This is a genomic window from Moheibacter sp. (assembly GCF_049672845.1).
GTDB lineage: Bacteria > Bacteroidota > Bacteroidia > Flavobacteriales > Weeksellaceae > Moheibacter.
Genome location: NZ_JBATWT010000023.1, coordinates 21,459 through 47,406 on the forward strand (window position 1 = coordinate 21,459; position 25,948 = coordinate 47,406).

The window sequence follows — 25,948 nt, forward strand, 5'->3', positions numbered from 1 at the left end:
TTTTTTGACAGTTTCAGTCTTTGAATTTCTCTGTTAATTGTGTTAAACCGCTTAAAATACGATCATTGCACAATCTAATTTATTAAATTTGAGTAAAAGAATCAGTTATGAAAATCAGAATTTCAATCCTTGTATTATTATTAATCGGAATTTATAGTTGCGATTCAAAATCAGAGAACCTACAAGAAATTGAAAAGATTGAAACAGAAAATAAAGAAATGACATCTTTTCATTGCTATCAGTTCACAAATGGAAAAGACTCTATCAGTTTACATTATCAACGTGATGGGAATGAAATAAAAGGTTGGATGAATTATGATTTTTTTGAAAAAGACGGATCAATCGGTGAAGTGGAAGGAGAAATATCCGGTGATACATTGAAGCTGGAATATAAATTTCTGGCCGAAGGAACTATATCCGAAATGGAAGTATTTTTTCTGAAAAGAGATAATTATAAATTATATCGAGGTTCAGGTGAAATGGTGATGACAAATGATTCGGTAATGATTTATTCAAATCCTTTCGAAATTAAATTTACTGATAATATGCCATTAGGAGAATTAAAAAACTGTTCTGAAGATTTAATAAAACAATCCGACAAGAAATTCTATATGGAATTTAAAAGCAGAAATTAGAAAAGACTTCCTTCATCTTTGGAAGTTTGCTGTTCGAAACCCGCGTCCACGAGCAGATTGGATGAATTGGCAGCAGCTACAGCCAAGACGTCGGCTCGTTCGTTGAATTCATTTCCGGCGTGTCCTTTTACCCATTGGAAAGAAACTTTGTGTAATCGATACAAAACAAGAAATCTTCGCCATAAATCTTCATTTTTCTTGCCTTTGAACGCCTTTTTTTCCCATCCAAACACCCATTTTTTTTCTACTGCATCGCAGACATATTTCGAATCTGTATAAATGGTAATTTCGGATTTAAGTTTTTTCAGTTTTTCCAAGGCAATGATTACGGCCATCAGTTCCATACGGTTGTTGGTCGTGAGACGATATCCTTGTGAGAATTCTTTTTTAATTTTATGTTCGGTTTCAAGCAAAATAGTTCCATATCCGCCCGGGCCAGGATTTCCAAGCGATGAACCGTCTGTATATGCGATGATGGCCAATATTTCGAAATTAAATATTAATTTATAAGATCATCATAAATCAGCTTGTAGGACTTTTCTTTGACCTCTGATTTATCACGCAAAGATAGATGTTCAGTAGGAATTATATCGATTAAGTTTACGCATACTTTACCAGGATAACCTCTGGTCCAAGACCATGGAAACATTTCTTTCACACCTTTGATCGAATATATCACAATGGGAACTTTTGTGGAAATCGCAATCATAAAGGCTCCCTCGAGGAAATCTTCCAGAATGATGGATTCATCATCAGGAATTCCGCCTTCGGGAAAAATCACAATGCTACTTCCCTGGCTGATTCTTTCTTTGGCAAGTTTAAACACGCGTGTACGGCTTTTCGTATCGGATCGGTCCACAGTGATGCATATTTTTCTGTAAATAGGCCCGAAAATAGGAAGTTTGGCCAGTTCGTCTTTTCCCACAAAAACAATCGGATGGTTTTTATGAAGAATTGCCATCAGCATAATATCCAGAATCGAAGTATGATTCGAGATAAATATATAAGGTTGATTTTTTTCTAAATCTTGATTTTTATTTAATTCTAACCGAAATCCCAAACCGTAAAAAATCAAAATCGCCCACAAACGTATTCCTTTGTAGGCAAGTGGGAAAGTTTTGGGTGACAAAGCCAGCGGGAAAGTCCAAAAAACTCCTATGGTAATGATGAGTAATGTGGATAAAATTAAAAACCAAATTTTCCACAGCAGTGTCATTATTTTTCTGAAGCCTTCCATTGACCTTCAAAATTAGTAAATCCGCTGTGAGAACAAATAAAAAAAGCCCTGAAAATTCAGGGCTCTTATTTTGCTTTTCCTAAAAGGATTATTGAGCAGCTTCTTGAGCAGCGTCTTTTACGTCAGCAGCAGCACCTTCTACAGTTTCAGCAGCACCTTCTACAGCTTCAGCAGCACCTTCTACAACAGTTCCAGCAGCTTCAGATGTAGCATCAGCAGCAGCGTCAACAGCTTCAGAAGCATCTTCCAAAGCAGCATCAGCAGCTTCGTTTGCATCAGCAGCAGCTTCTTCTACTTGCTCTTCGTTAGTTTTAGTTTCACAAGCGATGTTAGTGAAAGACAAAGCTACTACAGCCAACAAAGCGAATCCTTTTACAAATACTTTTTTCATAACTAAATTTTTTAATGGTTTTTATTTGTTCCAAAAGTACATTAGCTTTGTGTCTGTCTCTTTGAAAATGCGTTGTAATCAGTTTGTAAATTATTTTACAATTTACAAAACGCTAATTATCAAAGATTTAAACCTATAAAATTGAATAAAATTTCTGATATAGAATTATTTAATTTACTGAAAAAAGACGTCACAAAGCGTTTTTTTGAGTCAAATTCTGCCTCATCCCAGGATATTTCTGAGTGGAAAGGTCAGGACATTGTGAATTTTCAGGAAGATGTTTTTGAAAAAATGCGTTCAACCGTAAGTGAAAAATGGTTTTACACCTATTTCAAATCGGAATTTAAAAAGCTTCCGCGAATCGATATGCTCAATCTGCTTTCGCAATATGCAGGTTACACGGGTTGGGCAGAATTTGCATTGAAGCAGCATAATGATTTAAAAACAGAACCCAAACCGGAGATAATTGAAGAAAAACCGGAAATTATTCCTGAAGCCGTTCCGAAAGAAATTCCGACACCGGCAAAACCGGAGGAGAACAGAGAAATCAAAAAGGAAGTAAAAAAGAAAAACCGGATTTGGCCCATTGCTTTGATGAGTTTTTTTGGATTGGGAATAGCGGCAGTCGCTGTTTATTTCAGTTTTTTCTATCAGAAAACCTATGAATTCTGCTTTGTAGACACCGATAGAAATTCCAGAATTACAGAACCTATCGAAATCACCATTGCAAGAAAAGGATTTACGCCGTTGGAATTGTTCACAGAACAAGGTTGTGTGGAATTTGCTTCGACAGAAGACACACTCTTGATGACCATTAAATCAACTTATTACAAACAAGACACTTTTAAAATTAATCTGCATCAATACCAAGGAATGGAAACAATCCGCCTGGAACCCGATGATTATAAAGTTATGTTACGGCATTATTCCAAGTCCTCACAAAGTGTAAAAGAAAGAATCAAAATGCTTGATTCGATGATTGCAGACGACGCGTTAATTTATCAAGTATATGATAATGAATATTTTGGGGTCGAAGTATTGAGTAAAAAACAATACATTAATTTAGTATCCTTGCCCACCAGTTCCCTTAAAAATTTCACGCTGATTGAAGCGGAAAGAAAACAAGGGAAAATTGTAAAAATCAAATTCAAAATCCACTCAGATGAAAATTAAGTCATTAATAATACTGCTCATTTCAGGGTTGATTTTTGCCGTCTGGTCTTGTAAAAATGAACCGACTTTTCAGGGTGAGCATGATCCTGAAGTTATCAAAACTTATAAAAATCAGTCCACAACGGTTTCCAGAATGGATTCGCTGGCTTCTGTGAATTTCATTACCCGACAAAAATTAACCGAATTATATGAACTGACTTCGCTTTATTCGGCAAATGCTTCCGACAGTTTACTGCGCGAAATTTTATATCCTCAAATTAAAAGTTATTTCCTTGAAAATGATACGGTTAATATTCCGTTTTTGCTAAAAGAAATGGATTCGTTACGGGTTAATTACGTGGAAATCAGCAATTTGAAATTGTCTGAAAAAGACAGCCTGTCACCCGATTCGGTCAAAATTGTGAACTACGGCGTTCGTTATTTTTCAAATGATAAACGACTCATCGATTCGCTTGAAAAATCGGCCACTTTCATTTTGAAAAAAGAACCGAAAAAATTCAAGCACGAATTTATTTTCTATTTCTCTGATTTAAAGTCGGTTCAAAAGGCTGAAAACGATACGATTTCATCGCCTGTAACGCAGTAATCCAGCGGAATATCGGTAGGTTCAACTTCCTGAATTTTGGGTATGGGCGGAAAAAAATTCAGTCCGATTTTTAAAGGTTGAACTTGAAATTCTGACAAAAATCGGTCGTAATATCCGCCGCCATAACCGATTCTGTTGCCCAAGCGGTCACAAATCAACATCGGTTGTAAGATGACTTCAATTTGGCTGTTGTCAAATTCAATGCAATCAGTTGGTTCGGGAACTCCGAATTTTCCAGTCGTCCATTCGGTTCCTTTTTCAATCCGGCAACTGATCATTTTTTTTCCGACTACTTTCGGAACCAAAACTATTTTATCATGATTCAGAAGAGATTCAATGATGGGAAAAGTATTGATTTCGTAGTTCTGAACAATCGGCACAAAAATATGAAAGACCGATTTTTCCCAAATCGGCATTTTTTTTAGGTTTTCAAGGATTTTCAGGCTGCATTCTTGGATTTCAACTTCAGAAAGCTGATTTCTTTTGGATTTATAAAGCGATCTGAGTTCAGACTTTTTCATGTTTCCTTCACCGAAATTATGTTTACCGGACAAGCTTTGGCAGCACGATCGCAATCTTCAAAAATACTGTGATCTGGATCTTTCAGTGTATGAAAACCTTTTTTATCAATGGCTTTCAATAATACCGATTTTCCATCTTTTTTGGACATCCGGAATTTTTCAGGTGCCAGCTCAGCGCAATAATTGCAGCCTATACATTTGTCCCTTTGTAAAGTTATGATAACCATTTAAGTTTCAAGTTTAAAGTTTAAGGTTTCAAGTTATCAAGTTATCCCCTCTAACTCTTCAACACTCAAACGCTCCGACACTCATCAATTTCACGCTTCCGCAAATTCGGTTTTGACGAGTTTGTACAATTTATCGGAAGGACGAATTCTGAAATCAATCGGAATGGTGATATTATCACCTTTTTTTGCAGAATCAGATACCAAATCTTCCACCATCATAGAAGAAACAGTCGTTTCTTTAGCGCCGGTTGTTGGTCCTGTAATCAATATTTTATCACCAATTTTCAAGTCATAAGCTTCAATCTGGAACTGACCGATATTGGTTTTCGGATAAAAATGTTTTCCTTTTCCGATGTACACTTTCTTTTGCGTGGCCATAGAGCCGTTTGCCGGCGACCATTCGCCTAATTTTTGACCAAGGTAATATCCGCTCCAGAAACCTCTGTTGTAAACGGTTTGAAGCAAAGTCATCCAGTAATCGGTTTTTTCTTTTGAGAAAGTTCCATCGGCAATTGAATCGATGGCTTCGCGGTAACAACGAATGACGGTGGCCACATATTCCGGGGCACGACCTCGTCCTTCGATTTTCAAAACTTTGATGCCAGCGTCGACTATTTCATCCAGGAAATCAATGGTGCAAAGGTCTTTGGGTGACATCATATATTCGTTGTCCAGTTCGATTTCAAATCCGGATTCCTGATCGATTACGGTGTATTTTTTACGGCAATTTTGTTTGCAGGCACCTCGGTTGGCTGATGAGTTACTCGAATGCAAACTCAGGTAGCATTTTCCTGAAACTGCCATACAAAGCGCTCCATGGCCGAAAATTTCGATTTCTACCAAATTTCCGGATGGTCCGCATATATTTTCTTTTTTGATTTGTTCTGTAATCTTTTTAACCTGACTCAAACTCAGTTCGCGGCTCAATACAATTGTATCGGCAAACATCGCATAGAAACGAACCGTTTCAATGTTGGTCACGTTGATTTGAGTAGAAATATGAACTTCCATCCCGATTTGGCGTGCATAAGCAATCACCGCTTGATCCATAGCAATCACGGCAGTAATTTCCGCTTCTTTGGCTTTGTCCATAAGACTTTTGATGACAGAAAGATCATGGTCATAAATAATCGTGTTCAGCGTGAGATAAGTCCGTACACCTAATTCTTTACAACGATTGGAAATTTCCGGAAGGTCATCCATGGTAAAATTTATCGAAGCACGCGCACGCATGTTCAGCTGTTCTACTCCGAAGTAAACTGAATCCGCTCCATTGTCAAGGGCAGCCTGCAGAGATTCAAAATTCCCGGCCGGTGCCATCAATTCCATTTTTCCGTCTTTTGTCATATCCTTTTTATTGAATCTGCAAAATTACAAAAAAACCTCACAGGTTCATCCGAATTACTTCGGAACAAATAAAATCATGAAAGATTTAAATTATTCTTAACTATTTGAAATTTATAAAGTAAATCACTCCATATCGGACTCATTCTGTTTATCACCAAGCATCCAAGGGATGATGTAATAGAATCCGATGGCTGCGATTGTCATCAAAATTCCGGTTCCAATCCATAATGTACTGAAACCAAATTCCTGGGCTATGAAAGTTCCCAAAGAAGGTGTAATGATAAACGCCAGCGAAAATCCAATTCCCAAAAGTCCCATATAAGCACCTTTATTGTCAGCGCCAGACCTAAGTGCCGTAACGGTGGACATAAAAGGAAGCGTCCAGATTTCGCCTACGCATAGTATGGTCATGGAGATAATGAGAATGACGAGGCTGTTGTTAAATCCAAGAATTGCAAAGGAAATTCCACAAAGAAATGTTCCCAGGAAAAGAGTAAACCTCAGTTTAAACTTTCGTTCGGCAATCTGAACGAACAGCATTTCCAGAATTACGATGATAAGTCCGCTGTATCCGAGAATGTATCCGATGGTTCTTTGGGATAATTTGGCTTCTTCCTTGTAAAAAATAGTCAATGTATTGAGAATTTGGAAGAAACAAACCGAAAACAAGAGGCAGAAAAAAGCAAATAGAATAAATTTCTGATCTCTGTAAGGGGAAAGAGATTTTGGATTTGATGTGGTTTCTTTGACGATTTCGCGGTTTCTGTGACTTCGGTTACGGAAAAACCAGATATAAGTGATTCCCGCAATCAGTGCAGCCAGCGCATTTGAGAAGAAAAGAAAATTATAGGAAATCGCCGATAGAATTCCGCCGAGTGCAGGTCCAATGGAAAACCCCAAGTTCACTGCCATTCGATTCAACGAAAACGAACGTGTGATATTTCCTTTTTTGGCGTAACGTGTAATAGCAACGGAGTTGGCCGGGCGAAAAGCCTCACTTACGGTACTTTGTAAAAGAATTATAATGGCGAGTCCCACTTCTGATTTGAAAAGCGGAATCATACAAAACAGGGGAACGCTCAACAACAGTGCGGCAGACTGAACTTTGAATTCACCGATTTTGTCGGTAATCATACCACCAAGCCAGGAACCGAGTACGGAACCGATTCCAAAGAAACTTAAAACCAATCCTGCATTTTTCAGGCTGAACCCCAGATGATCGGTCATATAGATTCCCAGAAAAGGAAGCACCATAGAACCGGAGCGGTTGATCAGCATTACCACTGCTAGCATCCAGCTTTCTGCCGAAAGGCCTTTGAAAGAATCGGTATAAATTTTTAAAAGTCTCATCTATGTTTTGCCGTGTTGTTAATTGCCGGCTTAAGCCAAAAAAAGCAGCCCTTTTTGGACTGCTTTTCGATTTTTTATTTTTTATAAATTAATTCGAAACAACTTTGATGTCCACTCTTCGGTTTTTGGCTTTGCAAATGTCGGTATCGTTGGCTTCACATACGAAATGCTGAGCGCCATAACCTTCAGATTGCATTCTGCTTTCATCGACACCTAATTTAGCCAGTGTAGATTTTACCACGTTTGCACGTTCTGTAGATACATTCAGGTTTACTTCTTCTGCACCAGTATTGTCGGTATATCCGCCAATTTTGATTTTCGCATTGGGATATTCCGCCATCAGGTCTGCAATGTTTTGCAACTGCTCTTGAGATGACTCCAATAAGTTAGAAGAACCTGTTTTGAAATGAACTCTGTCCAGGGAAACCCATTTCCATGCATCTCCTCTCGCACCGGTCTGTTCCAATTTAGTATTGGAAAGGAATCTGTATAATTTTTGTTCGCTGGAAGAACTTCCTACATTCAATGTTTTACCTGATGGAAGTTTGATTTCAGAAGTTTCTCCCAAGTCATATACAAAATTCCCATCGGCATCTATTGTTTCTGCATAAGCGACTTCGGTATTTTCTGTAATTTCACCTTCAACTAAAGCATCGGCCTCACTTGAAGCATGTCCGCCCAAAATAGGAGCGATTACCAATCCGATCAAACAAGTCAATTTAATCAAAATATTCATGGATGGTCCTGAAGTATCTTTGAATGGATCCCCTACCGTGTCACCGGTAACAGCAGCTTTGTGTGCCTCAGATCCTTTGTAAGTCATTTCGCCATTGATTTCAACTCCTGCTTCGAAAGATTTTTTTGCGTTGTCCCAAGCACCTCCTGCATTGTTTTGGAAAATAGCCCAAAGTACACCCGAAACGGTAACACCCGCCATATAAGCTCCAAGTGCTTCTGCTCCCATAACAAATCCGATGATAATCGGTGTGATGATAGTCAATGCTCCCGGTAACATCATTTCTCTCAATGCGGCTTTGGTTGAAATTTCAACACATTTGCCATATTCAGGCGTTCCGGTTCCTTCCATAATCCCAGGAATTTCTTTGAACTGACGACGTACTTCCTCCACCATGGCCATCGCTGCTTTTCCAACTGACTGCATCGCCAAAGCGGAAAACACAACCGGAATCATTCCTCCGATAAACAAAGCAGCCAAAGTTTTGGCTTTGAAAATATTGATTCCGTCGATTCCTGTGAAGGTTACATAAGCTGCAAATAATGCAAGAGCCGTCAATGCCGCAGAAGCGATTGCAAATCCTTTTCCGACTGCCGCAGTCGTATTCCCCACTGAGTCAAGAATATCGGTTTTTTCACGAACTTCTTTTGGAAGTTCACTCATTTCGGCGATTCCTCCGGCGTTGTCTGCGATTGGTCCGAAAGCGTCGATTGCCAACTGCATCGCAGTAGTTGCCATCATGGCAGAAGCGGCAATTGCCACACCGTAGAATCCGGCTAATTCATAAGAACCCCAGATTGCAGCTGCAAATAATAAAACAGAAGAAAAAGTTGAAATCATCCCTGTAGCCAAACCTGCAATGATGTTGGTTGCGGCTCCGGTCGATGAGTTTCTTACGATGTTCACAACAGGTTTTTTACCTAATCCTGTATAATATTCAGTAAATGCAGAAATCAACCCTCCAACGGCAAGACCAATTAAAGTTGCGTAGAAGACGTTCATTCTGGAAATTTCTTTGATTCCTTCTCCGAAGAAATCCATGTATAAGGTTTCAGGCAACATCCAATTGATCAAAAAGAATCCTGCGATAGCAGTAATAATGATAGATGACCAGTTACCTAAATTTAAAGCGGCTTGAACCTTACTTTCTTTGGCTTCGTTTGAATTAACTTTTACCAAGAATGTCCCGATGATTGAAGCAATAATTCCTACTCCGGCAAACATAATCGGCAGGATGATAGGTCCCATTCCACCGAACTCATCTGTAAAAGAAGTTCCATTGGCAGTTACAAAATCCTTGATAATATAATTCCCCAAAACCATGGAAGCCAAAACAGTTGCTACATAAGAACCAAAAAGGTCAGCTCCCATACCGGCTACGTCACCTACGTTATCACCTACGTTATCGGCAATCGTAGCAGGGTTTCTCGGATCATCTTCGGGAATTCCGGCTTCAACTTTACCTACTAAATCCGCTCCAACGTCGGCTGCTTTGGTATAAATTCCTCCACCCACACGTGCAAAAAGCGCAATAGACTCAGCTCCCAGAGAGAATCCGGCAAGAGCTTCCAACGCAATGGTCATTTCGTCATAAAAAGGTTTGCCACCTGTTACGAAATGATTAATGAAAAATATGAAAAACAAAGAAAGACCTAATACAGCAAGACCTGCCACTCCTAGTCCCATCACGGTTCCTCCCGAAAAAGAAACATTCAGCGCTTTTGGTAAACTTGTACGTGCAGCCTGTGTGGTTCTAACGTTTGCAGCAGTTGCTACTCTCATCCCAATGTTCCCCGCAAGTGCAGAGAAAATCGCTCCGATGATAAACGCAGGAACAATCAGCCAGCTTGTGGTATCCACGATGGTGGAAATCCCGAACAATGCAGCAGACGCAACGATTACGAAGATTAATAATAAACGGTATTCGGCCGATAAGAAAGCCAGTGCGCCTTCCTGAATGTTTTTTGCAATTCCCTGCATTTTTTCATTCCCCGCATCCTGCTTCTTTACCCACATGAATTTTGAAATCATCATCAATAATCCTACAATAGCGAGGATTACCGGAATCCATAAAGAGAGTTGTTCCATCTGTATAATTTTAATTGTTTTTAATTGTCAAATAATGTCTTAATTCTCTGTTTTTCACATAAAACATTTCGTTTTTTATAAAAATTTTAACAATCAGCAAATATAGCATATTCCGTTTATTTGAAAAGAAATTTGAAATTTATCTTGAGAATTCGACAAAATTATACCTCAATTAGTTAGGAATCCTTAAATCACTATTTTATCATTTACCTAAAGTCTCCTTATTTTGAGATTTAGCTTCCCTGTTGGAAATAGACCTCTTCATAGGGTTGGATCAGAACCCAGCCATCTCCGGAAAATTTCATTTGGAATTCTTCACCGCTTCCTCTACCGAGAAGGCTTTTGAAAGATACGTTTGTTTTCAGTTCAGGGCTAAGATTCCCTGACCAGGCCACCGTGGCATTGGGATCGGTAAAAACGGGTTCATTGGGTTTGACCATCAAAACCAGCGGATCGCCGTGCGTCGTAATTGCAATGTGTCCGGTTCCGGTCAGGCGTACCTGAAAAATCCCGCCCGACATCATTCCGGCTACACTTTTCAGCATCGTTATCTGGTTTTTAATCGTCTGGTCGTGCGCTAGAATATCGTTTCCGTTTACACAAATCGACTCATTATCAAGATGTAAGACTTGTACTTTTTTGCCGTTGTCTGCCAGATAGAGTCGCCCGGTTCCTTCGGCTTTCATCAATTTGGCACCTTCTCCCGTAAGTGTTTTTTTTAATAAATTTCCAAGTCCGCCGGAAAGCATTCCTTCCCGCTGAAATTTTATGTTGCCAGTATAGCCCACCATTGCCCCATTTTTGGACCAAACGAACTGATTATTCAGGTTGATTTCCAGCATTTGGGGTGTTTCGAGTTCAAAATAATCGTGTTCGGCATCATTCTGCCGTTTTTTGGCAATGAATGATTGTAAAGAGTATTCGCTCATAATGTATTAATTAAGTTAGTTTATCTAATTAATTTCAAAATGAAAACTTCCTAAAAAGAAAGTCCCATTCCGATTGTAACACCAAATTTTCGCGCATCGGGCAATTCCAGATAATTTCCACGCCAGTTAAAATCAATTCGGAACGGACGAAAATTCCCGATTCCGATGTTCTCAATTCCAAATCCGTATTCGAAATAAATTTTATCATTCGGCGCCAAATACTCAATGTCCGAACGGTTCATCTCCAAACTTTCCTTTGAGATATCGCCCCAAGCCGCTCTGATAAATCCTATTTCTCTGATTTTTAATTTTTTAATCAAAGGAATTTTATTGAAAATCCATCCGTTGAAATGATGATCGAGAATAAAAGTCGCATAGGAATCGGTAACGAATTCATAATAATCCAATTGTGAAAATATGCCCGGAATCTGTCCGTAACTTTCATTTCCCGGAATTACACTCAGCAAAGAAAGCGGTACACCTTGAAAGATTTTCCCCGCTTCGACCGTTAAATCACTTCTCCCCAAAGAACCAATCAGAATCGGTTTGCTGAATAAAAACTGGAGTTTGTCGTAATTGAACTGACTGTTAAAAAGTCCGCTGAAGCCTTTGGTATAACGCAACATAATGGTCGGTGCCAAAGTGCTGTGTTCGTATCGGTCGATTCCGTATCGGGAAAATTTCGCACCCGGACGAGCGATCAAAGACAAACTGATTTGGGTATCGATCAGATGTTCTTCCCGATAACCTTTTTCGTTGATGTAGCCGATGTTGAACAAGGCCGGATCTCCGGCGCGTGTGGTCTGATAATTTCCGTCAATCCGCACGGTGAAATTTTTCCAGGGATCAATCGAAGTGTAAATATTCGTCTTGTTGATATGGCTGAGTTTGTCATTGCTTCCTTGTCCGATGATCGAGGAAGATGCAAAACTTCTGGTCATAATCCCGTCGGAAGTGGTGAGTTGAACGCCCAATTGTTCAATATCGCGTTTGGTTCCAATTCCAATTTGGAAGCGGTTAAATTTATTGAACATAAACCTTGCTTCGGCACCGTATTTAAACTGATGATCTCTGAAGCCGTAAGCGAGATATCCGGCAATTCGCCACATATCGTTTTGTGAAAAATAAGTTCGTGCGCCGGCACGTAAACGGAAACCTTCAATATCGTTGTATCCAAATGAAGAATATAAATTTCCAATGTCGATGGCATTCCAAACTTGCCAATAACCCGAGCCGAGAATTTCTACCGATTTCACAATTCGCTTGAAACGAGGCACTTGCTGAAGACTGTCGAGCATTTCATAAATCCCATCTTCGTTTCGGGAAAGTCTTTCGTGGCGGGCGTTTGCCCAATACAAATCATTTTTCTCAAAAGCGCCCGAAGTATAAGGATCGTGATTTCTTTCGTTGTAAAATTCGTCCGGATGAGGGTTATCAAAATTGAAATCTTTGTAAGAAACCGTTCGGTGCGCAAACAAACCTTTTGAAGTTTCTTTCTTATTCAAAAGACTCATATCCAATAAAATATATTCGCGTTTCAATAAGAAAACTGAATCGTTTTTCACGTCAAATTGTTGGCTCACAAAGATATCCCGCACAAAGTTCACATCGATGTTTTTGGTGCTTTGCATATCGATTTCCTTCACGGCGTATTCTTTCATACTGATGTAAAAATCGCCTTTGAACGTATGTCCGGCGTCTCTCTTTGGATAGTATTTAATTCGATAGCAATCAATGCCGTCAATGTTGATCGTGTCGGAAAGTTCGTATTCATAAACCGAAAATCCGTCGCGTGCAATCGGACTTACGAAATTGATATTGAAGAAATTAAGTCGATTTTCGTAAATATTGAATTCTTTGTAAAGATTTTTCAGGGTTTGGCCCACAATTTCGTTGTCATCAAATCCCGAACTTTTATTGGCCACCAAATCTTTTCTTTCCTTTTTTGTGGGTAAATTTTTCCCGTAAACTTTATAAATGGATTCGTTGAGAAAGGCCGGGAGAAAGGCTTTTCCGGTGATGTCGGATGTATCTATTTTCTCGAAAATAAATTCCATATCCTTGAAAACCCGGTTTTGGGTGAGTGCGCTGTCCACATTGTTCAGGTCGAACTGCAGTTTTTCATATTCCTCGTATTCATATTGAGGAACGTTTCGCAGTCCATTGTTTCTCTTTCTAGCCCAGACTTCGCGCATGATGGCATACGCCGGGTTTTCTTTTTTGTTTTTGTACTTCTTTTGTCGGCCGGTGATGGTTGCTTCCTGGAGCGAAATGGTGGATTCTTCCGATAGCGAAGCATCGGCAGTCAGCGTAATGACAAGATTGTAATTAACTTTTGAAGTGAGTTCAATTTCTTGGAATTCAAATCCGTCAGCGGTAATTTCCAAAATAGAATCATTGTTTTCGGATTCGAGATAGAAACTGCCATCGGTGTTTGTAGTGGTAAAAACGCCGGCATTGGGTAAAGTTACATCAGCATAAGCCACAGGTTTTTTGGTAGCGGCATCGGTAATTTTACCCGAAACCTTTACTTGAGCAGCCAGTGATCCACAAATCAAAAGCAATAATAAAACGATAAGCCGGTTGAAAGTCATAAAACGTTTAGCAAATATCCATAAAAAAACCTTCCAAATTCAGGAAGGTTTCTATGTTTAACAAATTTAAATGTTTATTTCTTGTAAGCGACAGATTTGGCTGCATCCACCACTTCTTCCACGCTGGGAAACCATTCTTTGAAAAGTTCAGCCGAATAAGGCGCTGAAATATCGGGAGCGGTGATTCTTTTTATCGGTGCATCCAGATAATCAAATGCTCTTTGTTGAACCATATAAGTTACTTCCGTCGAAATGGAACCATAAGGCCATGATTCTTCCAAAATCACCAATCGGTTGGTTTTCTTAACCGAATTGATAATGGTATCGTAATCCAAAGGACGCAAAGTTCTCAGGTCGATGACTTCTGCACTGATGCCTTCTTTTTCCAATTGTTCAGCAGCGGCCAAAGCATTTTTCATGATTTTCCCGTAAGAAACAATCGTCAAATCGGTTCCGTCTTTTTTGATGTCTGCAACCCCGATCGGAATTAAATATTCATCTTCGGGAATGTCCATTTTATCGCCGTACATCTGTTCGGATTCCATAAAAATCACGGGATCGTTGTCACGAATTGCGGATTTCAATAATCCTTTTGCGTCATAAGGATTGGATGGAACCACAACTTTTAGTCCGGGTGTATTGGCGTACCAATTATCAAAAGACTGTGAATGCGTTGCACCCAATTGTCCTGCTGAACCGGTTGGTCCGCGGAAAACGATGGGAACATTCCATTGTCCGCCCGACATTTGGTACATTTTTGCGGCATTGTTGATGATTTGGTCAATGGCCACCAGCGAGAAATTAAACGTCATGTATTCTACAATCGGGCGACAACCTGTCATGGCTGAACCCACAGCAATGCCGGAAAATCCGCCTTCGGCAATTGGTGTGTCGATTACACGTTCCGGCCCGAATTCGTCCAGCATACCTTTGGAAGCTTTGTAAGCTCCGTTGTATTCTGCTACTTCTTCACCCATCAGATAAACCGAAGGGTCTCTTCTCATTTCTTCACTCATTGCTTCGGCAATGACTTCTCTGAATGTTTTTTCTGCCATTTTGAAATTCTAAGGATAGCAAAAGTAAGGAGTTTTGGCTAAATAATGTTCATAAATGCTTTTAAAAAGTCCGGATATTGATATTGGGCGAGGTTTTATGTTAACCATCTGGGTTTTGAATAGCTAGAAAAATGTCTTAATTCTTTTCTTTCGAAATGCGCAAAATATAAACTAGTGAAAAATGGGATAGACCCCAACGCTGCAACGATATGGAAAACCAGTGACCCCTGCGGGTCTACCCCTAAATTTTATTGAGCTAAAGATAAAAAATATGCGGACAAACATCTGAAAAATTTGGGATTAGCTATCGCTGATCCCTAAATGGGAAGATTCAAAGCTCAAAAAGCCTTCAAGATTTCATCTTGAATATTTTTTTGTTTTCTTTCATTTTTGAAATTAAAATTTCAACATTTCAGAAAACAAAAAAACCTCACAGTTTCCTGTAAGGCTTTTTGAGTTTTGTGGGAGCAGAGGGATTCGAACCCCCGACCCTCTGCTTGTAAGGCAGATGCTCTGAACCAACTGAGCTATGCTCCCTCAAATTTGGACTGCAAATATAAGTAGGTTTTTCAGTTCTGCAAATAATTTTTTCAAATTTGGGTAAAATATTTTTAAGGACTAAATTCGCCGACTGATTTACAAAGAATTATGGGAAAGAATAAGCTGAAGAGATTCGCCGAAAACAAAACCTTTGATAACGTATTCCAGCCCACGCGTCAGGAAGTTATGGGAGAATTTGATTTAAAAGGAAATTGGAATGCCGAATTTTTTAAAAATGAAAATCCAATCGTCCTGGAACTCGGTTGTGGTAAAGGTGAATATACCGTGGCGCTCGCTCAGAAGTATCCCGATAAAAACTTCATCGGAATTGACATCAAAGGCGCCCGTTTCTGGCGTGGTGCCAAAACTGCCGTTGAAAATGGAATGAAAAACGTAGCATTTTTGCGTACCCAAATTGAACTCATTGATTATGCCTTTGGCGAAAATGAAGTCAGTGAAATCTGGATTACTTTCCCAGATCCGCAAATCAAATTTCGACGTACCAAACACCGATTAACGCATCCGGAATTTCTCAAAAAATACCACAAGGTTTTAACTGAAAACGGGCTGGTTCATTTGAAAACCGATAGTGAGTTTCTCCATGGCTATACCCATGGAATTATCCAGATGCAAGGTCATGAAGTATTGATTTCCAGTCATAATGTTTACCATCCTGACAATAAGGAATTACCTGAGGAAATCACGTCCGTACAGACTTTCTACGAACAGAAATTCTTGGAAGAGAATAAAAATATTACGTACATTCGTTTCAGCTTAAAATATTAACACACAATGAAAAAACAAATTTATTCCCTTTTAATCTTAATGGTTTCGGGACTTTTATTTGCCCAGGAAAATGACTGGTTTCATGCAACTATGTATGCAGAAAATGCACAGGCGCTGAAAGATGCAAACCCCGACGGAATTCAGATTCTTGCTACAAACGGCGATCAGTCTGCAGTATATGTAAAGGAAGATGTAGCGCACCAACTTCACGGAAATGTGGTGATTCATGGTCCGGGGTTCGTTTTTAAAAAATCGGAACAAGAAGCCATTTCTTTCATTCAGCAAAATTTTCAAAGAGCTTATGACGTAATGGATTTTACCATTACAGAAGATGCATACGTTCAGGAATGTCTGGATATGGTAAATGCGCAGAACATCGAAGAAACCATCCTGATGCTTGAGGATTTCGGAACGCGGTACCACCAAAGAGCCGAAGCTGAACAAGCAATTTATGACCTCCGCGACAAATGGCAGGCGCTTGCAACGGCTGCAAATCGTACCGATGTGTCTTTCGAGGTTGTTGAACATTTCGGTACACCTATGCCTTCGCTGATTATGACTATTGAAGGAGCGGAACAACCGGACGAATATGTAATCATTGGCGGACACGCAGATTCCATCACGCAATTTGCCAGCAACGCGCCGGGTGCCGATGACAATGCTTCGGGAATCGCTACTATTACGGAAGTAATTCGCGTTTTACTGGACAATAATTATAAACCGCAAAAAACCGTTCAGTTCATGGCTTATGCAGCAGAAGAAATTGGATTGGTAGGTTCAGACGAAATTGCCGAAGATTATTTCAATGACAATAAAAATGTGGTGGCCTATGTTCAGTTTGATATGACTAATTACAATGGTTCTGTTCAGGATATTGCCATCATTCAGGACAATTATACCAGCGGCGATTTGAATATTTTTCTTATCGAACTAATGGAGCATTACAACAATACCGGAACACATGCACTGACTTATACAAGTTCAGCTTGTAATTACGCTTGTTCAGATCATGCTTCCTGGAAGGCTCGTGGTTATCTGGCTTCTTTTCCGTTTGAAGCGAGATTTAACGACAGCAATCCACATATTCACACAACGGGTGATGTTTATTCGGTAAGCGGAGATTCCAATCACGCTGCGAAATTCACAAAACTCGGATTGGAATTCATCATTGAGGTGGCGAAAAGATCTACACTTTCCACTTCAGAAGTTTCCAAACCTTCAGTTAGTCTCGTGGTAAACAACAAAGAATTGATTTACGAAATCAGCAGTGCCAGCGGTAAAATCAAATCTTTGGAAATCATCGATACTTCTGCAAGAAGAGTATTGAGCAAATCCAATCTGGATGCTTCCGGAAAAGTCAACATCAGCGTATTACCTGCCGGCGTTTATGTAGCAGCTTTCAAAGATGCACAAGGCAAATCAATCGTGAAGAAATTTTTAGTGAAATAATTGATCAGAACTTTATACAAATGAAAAAGCAACTCTTTCAGAGTTGCTTTTTTTATGCGTTAAGAATTAAATTAAAACCATTGTTTCTGATTGCGAACGTAAGTTTCTTCGAACTCTTCGTCAGATTTCGTCAGGTAAATAATGCCTTCAATCAGTCCGATTATACCGCCGATTCCACAAGTTAGAACGCCTACGATAAGTTGAATAATTCCGGTCTGTGTATAACCCAGATAAAATTTATGAACACCAAGACCTCCTAGTAAAATGCCCAGAAGTCCGGCGATAAGTTTTTTATCTGATGTCTTTTCCGGCTGTGGTTGTGGATTTTGTGAATGTACTTCCATATGATTTGATTTATTGCAAATTTATGAGAATTGATTTAAATAGATTTAAACCACTCCTGAAATTTATCGCCCAACACAGGAACCAGTTTTTTCTCGCCCTGAACAGCGCCTATAAAACCAATAATCCACATGATTATCACAAGCACATACAGCGCCCAACCAACTAATCCGCCGATCTCTCCTAAAATCGCAGCCATGATGTAAACGATGATTCCCACCGCAAAAGATGACAACATAATACCCAAAGACTGTCTTATGTGAAAGTTCGTGTAATCTGTCTTTTCCTTACGTACAACGAAGGCTATCAACAAGCCTATCCAAGTAAGATAACTTACAATTCCAGTAGTTTTTTCGTCCATAATTTTTTGATTTTTATTATGTTAACAAATTTAACTTATTTTCCAAATCTCACAAGTTTTTTGAGTTTAAAGATTTGTCAAACCACTTAAAACTCTATATTTGCAACCGAATCGGTGTCCGCCACAGGCGGATGAAAAGGGAATCCGGTGAAAACCCGGAGCTGTCCCCGCAACTGTAAGTTCAATTTTTTAATCTACAATCCACTGTGCGTCGCGGCGTATGGGAAGGAGAAAGAACAAGCCAGGAGACCTGCCGTTTCATTAACCCATAATTTTTTGCTTTCGGCGGAAAAGCAACGAGCACGATGAAAAATAAAATTTTATTTCTGTGCATGATGTCGATGTTTCGACTGGTTTTTGCACAATCCGACACGGTTCAGCTGAATGAAGCAAGTATTTCAGACAGTTACCTATTGCGTTTTACTGAAACAAGGAAGACGACGACTCTTTCGGGCTCGGTTTTGCAGCGAAGCGGTGGTTCAGCGGTTTCCTTATTGAACTTCAATTCACTCGTTTACCTGAAAGAAAACGGTGCCGGAATGGTCGCTTCGCCTTCTTTCCGGGGAACAACGGCCTCCCAAACGGCCGTCATCTGGAACGGCATCAACGTCAATTCTCAATTTCTGGGGCAATCCGATTTCAATACGTTGAATACCTTGGCTTTTGACAACATCAGCGTTCAAGCCGGTGGCGGAAGCATCGGATACGGAAGTGGCGCTGTGGGCGGAAGCATTCATCTGAACAATGAAATCCGTTTCAATCGTGGATTGGAAAATCAAATTTCGGCGCGCTATGGAAGTTTTAATTCCTACGGAATGAATTTGAAATCAACTTATTCCAACGATCAGCTCAGTCTCAATCTGGCGATGGGAAGAGTGGGTTCTGACAATGATTATGAAATTCACGAGACGGATTTACGAAATGCGAACGGCGAATATTACAATCAGTACTTGAATCTTTCGGCTGCTTATCGCTTTCGTCCGGGACATTCTTTGAAGTTGCACAGCCATATTTCGGATGGAAAACGACATTTTTCATTGATTGGACTCAATTCGATTCAATCAAAATACGAAGATTATAATTCGCGCTTTATGGCCGAATGGGACTATCAATCCGGGAACTGGATTTCCAATCTGAAACTCGTTCATTTGGGCGAAGAATACCGGTATTTCCCGACTTTGCAAACCGTGGATTATGAATTCGGCGATTCAGATACCTGGATGGCGCGCTATGATTTGGGATGGAATAAAAACAATTTCCTTTTGAATGCCATTCTGGATTTCAGTCATACCGAGGGAATTGGTTCTGAAATTCTTTGGGCCAAACGACAAATCGCATCGGCAAGTCTTTTGTGGAAACACCAATTGAATTCAAAACTTTTGTACGAAGCGAGCATTCGCCAGGAATTTGCCGATAGTTATCGGCCGCCCTTTTTGTATTCTTTGGGTTTGAAATGGGAGGTTTCAAAGTTTTATGAGCTTCGTTTGAATGCGTCCAAAAACTTCCGTATGCCGACTTTCAATGATCTTTATTGGCCCGGAAGTGGAAACCTTGATTTGAAACCCGAAACATCCCATCAGGCGGAGCTGGGCAATCAATTCAAATTTGGGAATTTCTCATTGGATATTCTGGGTTATTATAATTCGGTCAAAGATTTATTGCAATGGATCCCGGACGGTGCCATCTGGGCGCCTCAAAACATCGGAAAAGTAGAGGTTTACGGTTTGGAATCCCAATTGAATTATGAAAGAAAATGGGGGAATCATAATTTTGAAATTCAGGGATCTTATGCATATACGGTTTCGGAAAATCAGGTGACCCAAAAGCAATTGATGTATGTTCCTTTTCACAAAGCGACGGCTTCGGCGGGCTATTCTTACCGATGGATTTCGGCGTATTATCAGTTCATGTACAATGGGAAAGTCTTTACCGATACGCAAAATGAGCATGAATTAGCGGCTTATCCGGTTTCTAATTTCGGTTTGGAATTCGCCTTTGGCAGAAACCGAGATTATAAAATAGGCGCTCAGGTTTTGAACCTATGGGATGAAGCCTATCAAAACGTTCTAAACCGGCCGATGCCCGGAAGAAATTTCAATCTGTATATAAATTTAAAATTCTAATAAATGAAAAAATTACAATTCTTAGCAGCAGGTCTTGTGTTTTTTGCCTTGACTTTTAGCTCTTGTAGCAGCGATGATGATCTTGCGTTTGAACCGCATTCCACCGAAGATTTCGAAGATGGAATTTTGATTCTCAATGAAGGGAGTTTTGGTGGCGGAAATGCTTCTCTCAGTTTTTTGGATGAGGGAGGAGTAGTTCAAAACAATGTTTATCAGTCGGTGAATGGAAGTTTATTGGGCGATACCGGTCAAAGTATGCATGCAGAGGACGACCGGATTTTCATCGTGCTCAACGGCTCCGGAACCGTTGAGGTTGCGAATCGATATACTTTGGAGCGTATCGGAACGATTTCAAGCGGTTTATCCAATCCTCGTTATTTTTTGATTGAGAACGGAAAAGGATTTGTGTCCAATTGGGGGGATCCGGCGGATCCTTCAGATGATTTCGTGGCGGTGATTAATTTGAATAATTATTCGGTGGAAACCACAATTCCGGTAGCAGAAGGGCCTGAAAAAATGGTTTCTGAGAACGGAAAAGTTTATGTAGCACATGCGGGTGGATGGAATCAGGGAAATTCGGTTTCGGTCATCAATGCATTTACGAATACGGTTTCTCAGACCATTGAGGTGGGTGATGTTCCCGATTCGATGGTGGAAGAAAATGGGAAACTTTATGTTTTATCCTCGGGTATTCCCGCTTGGACAGGAAATGAGACGGGAGGTTCCCTTCATGTAGTGGATTTGTCCACCGATCTTTTGATTTTTAGTTCTCAATTGGGTAATTCCAGTCACCCTATGCATTTGAGTTATTCAAATAATCGGTTTTATTATACTATGAATTCAGAGATTTATTCTTTCGATCCTGCTTCTCCTGAGCTTTCGGATTCTCCTTTGTTTTCAGTCAGTGAACCGAATGTGATTTATGGATTTTCGGTGAAGGATCAACGAATTTACATCACTGATGCCGTGGATTTTGCCTCGAACGGAAAGTTATGGATTTATGATGTTACGGGGAATTTATTAAGCGATCACTCCATGGGCCTTTTGCCTCGCGACTTTGTATTTAATGATTGATTTATAGCATTCTATCTAATTTGTCCCGGAAATTATTTCGGGACTTTTTTCTTTGTCGTATATTGGCTTTTCAAAAATCATAATTATGAAAAAATTCTTATTGGTACTTGTGGGTGCATCGCTGTTTTTCAATCAAAGTTGCAGCAGAGCACAGGACGCTCCTCCTTCTGAAATGTCAATCGAATCGGTAAGTTCCGCTACAGGCGAAAAAGTTTTGATTCGGCTGAAACCCAAAGTAGGTGATACCCAGAAAACGCTTATGACCATGGATATGAATTCACAGGGTGCTCAAAGCATAAGTATGAACATGACCGCTAATATGGACATGAAAGTTACCGGAAAAGAGGGTGATGTTTATGATTACGAATTGAAATACAATTCGATCAAAATGAATATGAATGCCGGAGGAATGGAAATGAATTATGATTCTCAAGCCACTGAACATACCGGAATGGGCGCAATTCTTCACGAACAGATGAAGGAATTTTTCACAAAACCGATTGTAATGAAAATGAACGAACGCGGTAAAATTTCAGAATTCCAACTGCCGGGAAATATGGGTTCGCAACAAATGGGCGATATGGGTTCCATGTCCATTCCGATGCCGGAAGAACCGGTTGGAGAAGGTGACTCCTGGTCAGCAGAACGACCGCTTGAAGGTGCCGGCATCATGAAAATGAATATGAAACTTGAAAAAGTGACTGTAAGTGATATCATCATCGGGACGACTGGTGACATTCAAGATGATGCAGGAAATAAAATCGGTGGGTTCAGCGGAGATTATAAACTTGACCGAAACAGCGGTTTAACCAAAGACGGGACGATGAATCTCGATATGAACGTTGAAGGACAGCCGATGAAAATGACAGTGAATTTTAAAGCGATTTAATTCGCTGAATTAATTAAATAAAGTCCTGTAAGGTTAAACTTTACAGGATTTTTATTTAAGCCGCTTTTTTATGCAAATGCCGCGTCAGTTTAATGGACAAATCCAGTAAAACGATTTTGGCATTGGCATTTCTTTCAATATGATAAGAAGATTCGTTTAATTCTTCCAAAATTTCGGCGATATTGGCACCGTGAATGAAAGGCGCAAATTTGTCCCAGTTAAATCCTTCGGCGCCTAATTGTAGGTAAACCAATTCTTCTGCGCGGTAGGTTTTCAATAATGCCTGACGGAATATTTCGGAACAATAAGTCAAAAACTGTTTTTGTTTTTCCCTTGGCCAGCTACTGATTTCGTTTGCCCATTTGACCAGATTTTTCAGCACTGCAGGATTTTTTGCCGCCATAAATGCATTTCTTACCCATTGCACAAAGAAAGTTTCAAATTCTTCATTGGCCGAATCTGTATTTTTCAGCGCTTCGCGCAAATTACCGTTGGACGAAACTGAAATCCGTTTGGCATCGTTCGGATTTAAACCTTTTTCCTGAATGAGATATTCTGCGATTTCTTCATCGGTCAATCGGTTTAGTTTTACCAATTGACAACGGGAAATAATCGTGGGTAATAATAAGTCTTCACGTTCTGTCACAAGTAGAAAAACCGTCTTTTTGGGTGGTTCTTCCAGGATTTTCAGGAGTTTGTTGGCAGCGGCTTCATTCATCATTTCGGGAAGCCAGATGATGACGAATTTATAACTTCCTTCATAACTGTTGAGCGAAAGAAATTTGACGATTTCCTGTGCTTCGTGTACATTGATGATGCCCTGTTTTTTTTCAACTTCCACAAATTCCAACCAGTCATACAAACTTCCAAATGGATTTTCCAGCACAAATTCACGGAATTCCTTGATGAAATGATTACTGGTAGGTGTTTTGATTTTTTCCGTGGAAGTAACCGGAAAACTAAAATGAATATCGGGATGTTGCAGTGATTCGACTTTGGCTCTGACGGCGTCGCCTTTTTCGGAAGCCAAGATTTCTGAAGCATAAGCGATTGCGGCGGCAAGATTTCCCCAGCCATTCTCGCCTGAAAATAATTGGGCGTGGCTGATTCTTCCTTCCGCTACAGAATTTCTTAATTTTTCACTGATTTTTGATTGTCCGACGATATTCTCCCAATTCATATCCCAAAAGTAAGTTTTTAATTTATAAATTTGAGAGAAGAATCTGAAAGTAAATTCAGGAGAATAAATAATTCGTTTATCAAAGCAAAATAACATGAAAAAAAAGTTTCTCATTTTAGTAAATATGAGTTTAGCGATGAGTCTTATGGCACAGGATTTTAAAGGAGAATATCCGAAGACAAAAAAAGGAAATCAGGTCGATGAATTTTTTGGCGTAAAAGTAGAAGATCCGTATCGTTGGCTGGAAGATGATTTAGCGTCAGAAACAAAAAACTGGGTGGAAGCTCAGAACAAAACGACATTCAGTTATCTGGACGAAATTCCGTTTCGGGATAAATTAAACAAACAATTGACCGATTTATGGAATTACGAAAAGATTTCGGCGCCTTTCCAGGAAGGTGATTTTACCTATTATTACAAAAACGATGGATTGCAGCAGCACTACGTGCTTTATCGGAAAGGAAAGAATGGTAAAGAAGAGGTTTTCATTGATCCCAATAAATTTTCAAAAGACGGAACGACTTCACTGGCAGGTGTAAGTTTTACCAAAGACGGTTCGCTTTGCGCGTATCAGATTTCGGAGGGAGGTTCTGACTGGCGGAAAGTCATCATCATGAAAACGGCCGATAAAAAACAAATCGGTGATACCATCCGCGATGTGAAATTCAGTGGAATTTCTTGGAAAGGAAACGAAGGTTTCTATTATTCAAGTTATGACAAACCAAAAGGAAGTGAATTGTCTGAAATGACTGACAAACACAAACTTTTTTTCCATAAAATGAACACCCAGCAAAGCGATGATGTGTTGGTTTTTGGTGGTGATAAAACGCCAAGAAGATACATTGGTGGCGGTGTAACCGAAGATCAGCGCTTTTTGGTGATTTCTACGGCTGTTTCCACTACCGGAAATGAATTGTACATTCAGGACTTGACGAAACCAAATTCAGCGATTGTTCAGATTTTGGATAATTTTGATACTTCAACCGATTTTGTTGATAATCAGGGAGATGAATTATTTCTTTTGACCAATATGAATGCGCCCAACAATCGTCTGGTAAAGGTCAATATCAAAAATCCGAAACCTGCCAATTGGGTTAATGTAATTCCGGAAACTGAAAATGTTCTGAATATTTCAACGGCAGGCGGATATCTTTTTGCACACTATATGAAAGATGCTTTGGATGTGGTTCAGCAATATAACCATTCGGGTAAAATGATCCGAGAAATTAAACTTCCGGGACAGGGTTCTGCGAGCGGATTCTCAGGGAAAAAAGAAGAAAAGAAAATTTATTATTCATTCAGTAATTATGTGACGCCGGGAACGATTTATGATTATGATGTAGAAAGCGGAAAATCAAATCTTTATATGAAACCGGCGATTAAATTTAATGCGGATGATTATGAATCCAAACAGGTTTTCTATACTTCGCATGACGGTACAAAAGTTCCGATGATGATTTCGTATAAAAAAGGAATCAAATTGGACGGAAAAAATCCAACAATTCTTTATGGTTATGGCGGATTTAACATCAGCCTGACACCGGGATTCAGCGTTACAAATGCGGTTTGGATGGACAACGGCGGAATTTATGCCGTTCCGAATCTGCGTGGCGGCGGCGAATACGGTAAGAAATGGCATGACGGCGGACGTCAATTAAACAAACTGAATGTTTTCAAGGATTTCATTGCGGCGGCTGAATATTTGAAACAGGAAAAATATACCTCAACGGAATATCTGGCACTTTCGGGTGGTTCAAACGGTGGACTTCTGGTAGGAGCGACAATCACGATGAAACCGGATGTGGCCAAAGTTGCATTACCGGCAGTGGGAGTTTTGGATATGCTTCGTTATCATACGTTTACGGCCGGGGCAGGTTGGGCTTATGATTATGGAACTGCCAATGACAACAAAGAAATGTTTGATTATCTGAATGCTTATTCGCCTGTACACAATGTGAAAAAAGGCGTTTGTTATCCTGCGACGATGGTAACTACTGGTGATCACGATGACCGTGTAGTTCCGGCGCACAGTTATAAATTTGCAGCGGAACTTCAGGATAAACAAGGATGTAAAAATCCTGTGATGATCAGGATCGATACAAAAGCCGGACATGGTGCAGGGAAATCGACTGAAGCGATTATCAACGAAGCTGCTGATAAATTTGCCTTTACGCTTTATAATATGGGTGTGAAATTATAATTCCATTCTTAACTAAATAAAAATGCCCTGTCAAAAGCAGGGCATTTTTTAATTGGGTCGTTTAAGCATTCTGAAAAGAAAGCATGAGGACATTTAGTGAATTGGAATTAGTCAGTTGACGATTCATTTAATCGT

The 25,948-nt window shown here is 39.8% G+C and carries 23 protein-coding genes, 1 tRNA gene and 1 riboswitch; of the genes, 9 read left to right on the forward strand and 15 right to left on the reverse strand.

The window, feature by feature from the left end; translation table 11 throughout:
• Positions 1-107: 107 nt before the first annotated feature.
• Positions 108-635, forward strand: coding sequence for a hypothetical protein (locus WBF63_RS07760; RefSeq protein WP_424369140.1), 528 nt, complete (start codon positions 108-110; stop codon positions 633-635).
• Here the strand turns inward: WBF63_RS07760 and rnhA are convergent.
• The 3 genes from rnhA to WBF63_RS07775 form a co-directional block, all read right to left on the reverse strand.
• A complete protein-coding gene (gene rnhA / locus WBF63_RS07765) occupies positions 632-1,117 on the reverse strand; it encodes a ribonuclease HI (RefSeq protein ID WP_424369141.1) in 486 nt (161 codons plus the stop codon). The two genes, WBF63_RS07760 and rnhA, sit on opposite strands and share 4 nt — an antisense overlap.
• A gap of 17 nt (positions 1,118-1,134) precedes the next feature.
• Positions 1,135-1,872, reverse strand: a complete 738-nt coding sequence (locus WBF63_RS07770) for a lysophospholipid acyltransferase family protein (RefSeq protein WP_424369142.1) — start codon at positions 1,870-1,872, stop codon at positions 1,135-1,137.
• Between the two features lie 88 nt (positions 1,873-1,960).
• Positions 1,961-2,263: a hypothetical protein gene (locus tag WBF63_RS07775; RefSeq protein WP_424369143.1), complete on the reverse strand. Its 303-nt coding sequence runs from the start codon at positions 2,261-2,263 to the stop codon at positions 1,961-1,963.
• A gap of 141 nt (positions 2,264-2,404) precedes the next feature.
• Here WBF63_RS07775 and WBF63_RS07780 point away from each other — a divergent pair, with 141 nt between their 5' ends.
• Positions 2,405-3,436 (forward strand): hypothetical protein, encoded by a 1,032-nt coding sequence (locus WBF63_RS07780; protein ID WP_424369144.1) that lies wholly within the window; start codon positions 2,405-2,407, stop codon positions 3,434-3,436.
• Complete coding sequence (locus tag WBF63_RS07785) at positions 3,426-4,022, forward strand: hypothetical protein (RefSeq protein WP_424369145.1); 597 nt, start codon at positions 3,426-3,428, stop codon at positions 4,020-4,022. The genes WBF63_RS07780 and WBF63_RS07785 overlap by 11 nt, the downstream gene beginning before the upstream one ends.
• Here the strand turns inward: WBF63_RS07785 and WBF63_RS07790 are convergent.
• The 9 genes from WBF63_RS07790 to WBF63_RS07830 form a co-directional block, all read right to left on the reverse strand.
• Complete coding sequence (locus WBF63_RS07790; protein ID WP_424369146.1) at positions 3,977-4,543, reverse strand: 5-formyltetrahydrofolate cyclo-ligase; 567 nt, start codon at positions 4,541-4,543, stop codon at positions 3,977-3,979. The genes WBF63_RS07785 and WBF63_RS07790 overlap by 46 nt on opposite strands.
• Positions 4,540-4,770, reverse strand: a complete 231-nt coding sequence (locus tag WBF63_RS07795) for a ferredoxin (RefSeq protein ID WP_424369147.1) — start codon at positions 4,768-4,770, stop codon at positions 4,540-4,542. The genes WBF63_RS07790 and WBF63_RS07795 overlap by 4 nt, the downstream gene beginning before the upstream one ends.
• Before the next feature lie 90 nt (positions 4,771-4,860).
• Positions 4,861-6,117, reverse strand: a complete 1,257-nt coding sequence (locus WBF63_RS07800) for a peptidase U32 family protein (protein ID WP_424369148.1) — start codon at positions 6,115-6,117, stop codon at positions 4,861-4,863.
• Between the two features lie 123 nt (positions 6,118-6,240).
• Positions 6,241-7,467 carry an MFS transporter gene (locus tag WBF63_RS07805; RefSeq protein ID WP_424369149.1) on the reverse strand — a complete coding sequence of 409 codons (1,227 nt, stop codon included), beginning with the start codon at positions 7,465-7,467 and terminating at the stop codon, positions 6,241-6,243.
• A gap of 88 nt (positions 7,468-7,555) precedes the next feature.
• Positions 7,556-10,291 carry a sodium-translocating pyrophosphatase gene (locus tag WBF63_RS07810; protein WP_424369150.1) on the reverse strand — a complete coding sequence of 912 codons (2,736 nt, stop codon included), beginning with the start codon at positions 10,289-10,291 and terminating at the stop codon, positions 7,556-7,558.
• A gap of 233 nt (positions 10,292-10,524) precedes the next feature.
• Positions 10,525-11,220, reverse strand: a complete 696-nt coding sequence (locus tag WBF63_RS07815) for an AIM24 family protein (protein ID WP_424369151.1) — start codon at positions 11,218-11,220, stop codon at positions 10,525-10,527.
• 50 nt (positions 11,221-11,270) lie between these two features.
• Complete coding sequence (locus WBF63_RS07820; RefSeq protein ID WP_424369152.1) at positions 11,271-13,814, reverse strand: DUF5686 family protein; 2,544 nt, start codon at positions 13,812-13,814, stop codon at positions 11,271-11,273.
• Positions 13,815-13,888: 74 nt separating this feature from the next.
• Positions 13,889-14,869 carry a pyruvate dehydrogenase complex E1 component subunit beta gene (locus tag WBF63_RS07825; RefSeq protein ID WP_424369153.1) on the reverse strand — a complete coding sequence of 327 codons (981 nt, stop codon included), beginning with the start codon at positions 14,867-14,869 and terminating at the stop codon, positions 13,889-13,891.
• A 462-nt stretch (positions 14,870-15,331) separates the two neighbouring features.
• A tRNA-Val gene (locus WBF63_RS07830) sits at positions 15,332-15,406 on the reverse strand.
• 111 nt (positions 15,407-15,517) lie between these two features.
• On the opposite strand from WBF63_RS07830, the gene trmB reads away from it, so the two are divergent.
• Together trmB and WBF63_RS07840 are read left to right on the forward strand one after the other, a co-directional pair.
• Complete coding sequence (trmB, locus tag WBF63_RS07835) at positions 15,518-16,195, forward strand: tRNA (guanosine(46)-N7)-methyltransferase TrmB (RefSeq protein WP_424369154.1); 678 nt, start codon at positions 15,518-15,520, stop codon at positions 16,193-16,195.
• Between the two features lie 6 nt (positions 16,196-16,201).
• On the forward strand, positions 16,202-17,644 hold the full coding sequence (locus WBF63_RS07840; protein ID WP_424369155.1) for a M20/M25/M40 family metallo-hydrolase: 1,443 nt from the start codon (positions 16,202-16,204) through the stop codon (positions 17,642-17,644).
• Between the two features lie 71 nt (positions 17,645-17,715).
• On the opposite strand, the gene WBF63_RS07845 is transcribed toward WBF63_RS07840, so the two are convergent.
• Positions 17,716-17,988, reverse strand: coding sequence for a TM2 domain-containing protein (locus WBF63_RS07845; RefSeq protein ID WP_424369156.1), 273 nt, complete (start codon positions 17,986-17,988; stop codon positions 17,716-17,718).
• A 35-nt stretch (positions 17,989-18,023) separates the two neighbouring features.
• A complete protein-coding gene (locus WBF63_RS07850) occupies positions 18,024-18,347 on the reverse strand; it encodes a DUF4870 domain-containing protein (RefSeq protein ID WP_424369157.1) in 324 nt (107 codons plus the stop codon).
• A 95-nt stretch (positions 18,348-18,442) separates the two neighbouring features.
• Positions 18,443-18,619: riboswitch (cobalamin riboswitch) on the forward strand.
• Positions 18,620-18,652: 33 nt separating this feature from the next.
• Between WBF63_RS07850 and WBF63_RS07855 the strand changes: the two genes are divergently transcribed.
• The 3 genes from WBF63_RS07855 to WBF63_RS07865 all read left to right on the forward strand — a co-directional run bounded on the left by WBF63_RS07855 (position 18,653) and on the right by WBF63_RS07865 (position 22,433).
• Positions 18,653-20,470, forward strand: coding sequence for a TonB-dependent receptor plug domain-containing protein (locus WBF63_RS07855; RefSeq protein WP_424369158.1), 1,818 nt, complete (start codon positions 18,653-18,655; stop codon positions 20,468-20,470).
• Positions 20,471-20,473: 3 nt separating this feature from the next.
• Complete coding sequence (locus WBF63_RS07860) at positions 20,474-21,544, forward strand: YncE family protein (RefSeq protein ID WP_424369159.1); 1,071 nt, start codon at positions 20,474-20,476, stop codon at positions 21,542-21,544.
• A gap of 85 nt (positions 21,545-21,629) precedes the next feature.
• Positions 21,630-22,433 carry a DUF6263 family protein gene (locus WBF63_RS07865; RefSeq protein WP_424369160.1) on the forward strand — a complete coding sequence of 268 codons (804 nt, stop codon included), beginning with the start codon at positions 21,630-21,632 and terminating at the stop codon, positions 22,431-22,433.
• A 55-nt stretch (positions 22,434-22,488) separates the two neighbouring features.
• On the opposite strand, the gene WBF63_RS07870 is transcribed toward WBF63_RS07865, so the two are convergent.
• Positions 22,489-23,613, reverse strand: coding sequence for an ATP-binding protein (locus WBF63_RS07870; protein ID WP_424369161.1), 1,125 nt, complete (start codon positions 23,611-23,613; stop codon positions 22,489-22,491).
• Positions 23,614-23,707: 94 nt separating this feature from the next.
• Here WBF63_RS07870 and WBF63_RS07875 point away from each other — a divergent pair, with 94 nt between their 5' ends.
• Positions 23,708-25,813 carry a prolyl oligopeptidase family serine peptidase gene (locus WBF63_RS07875; protein WP_424369162.1) on the forward strand — a complete coding sequence of 702 codons (2,106 nt, stop codon included), beginning with the start codon at positions 23,708-23,710 and terminating at the stop codon, positions 25,811-25,813.
• The last annotated feature ends 135 nt before the right edge of the window (positions 25,814-25,948 follow it).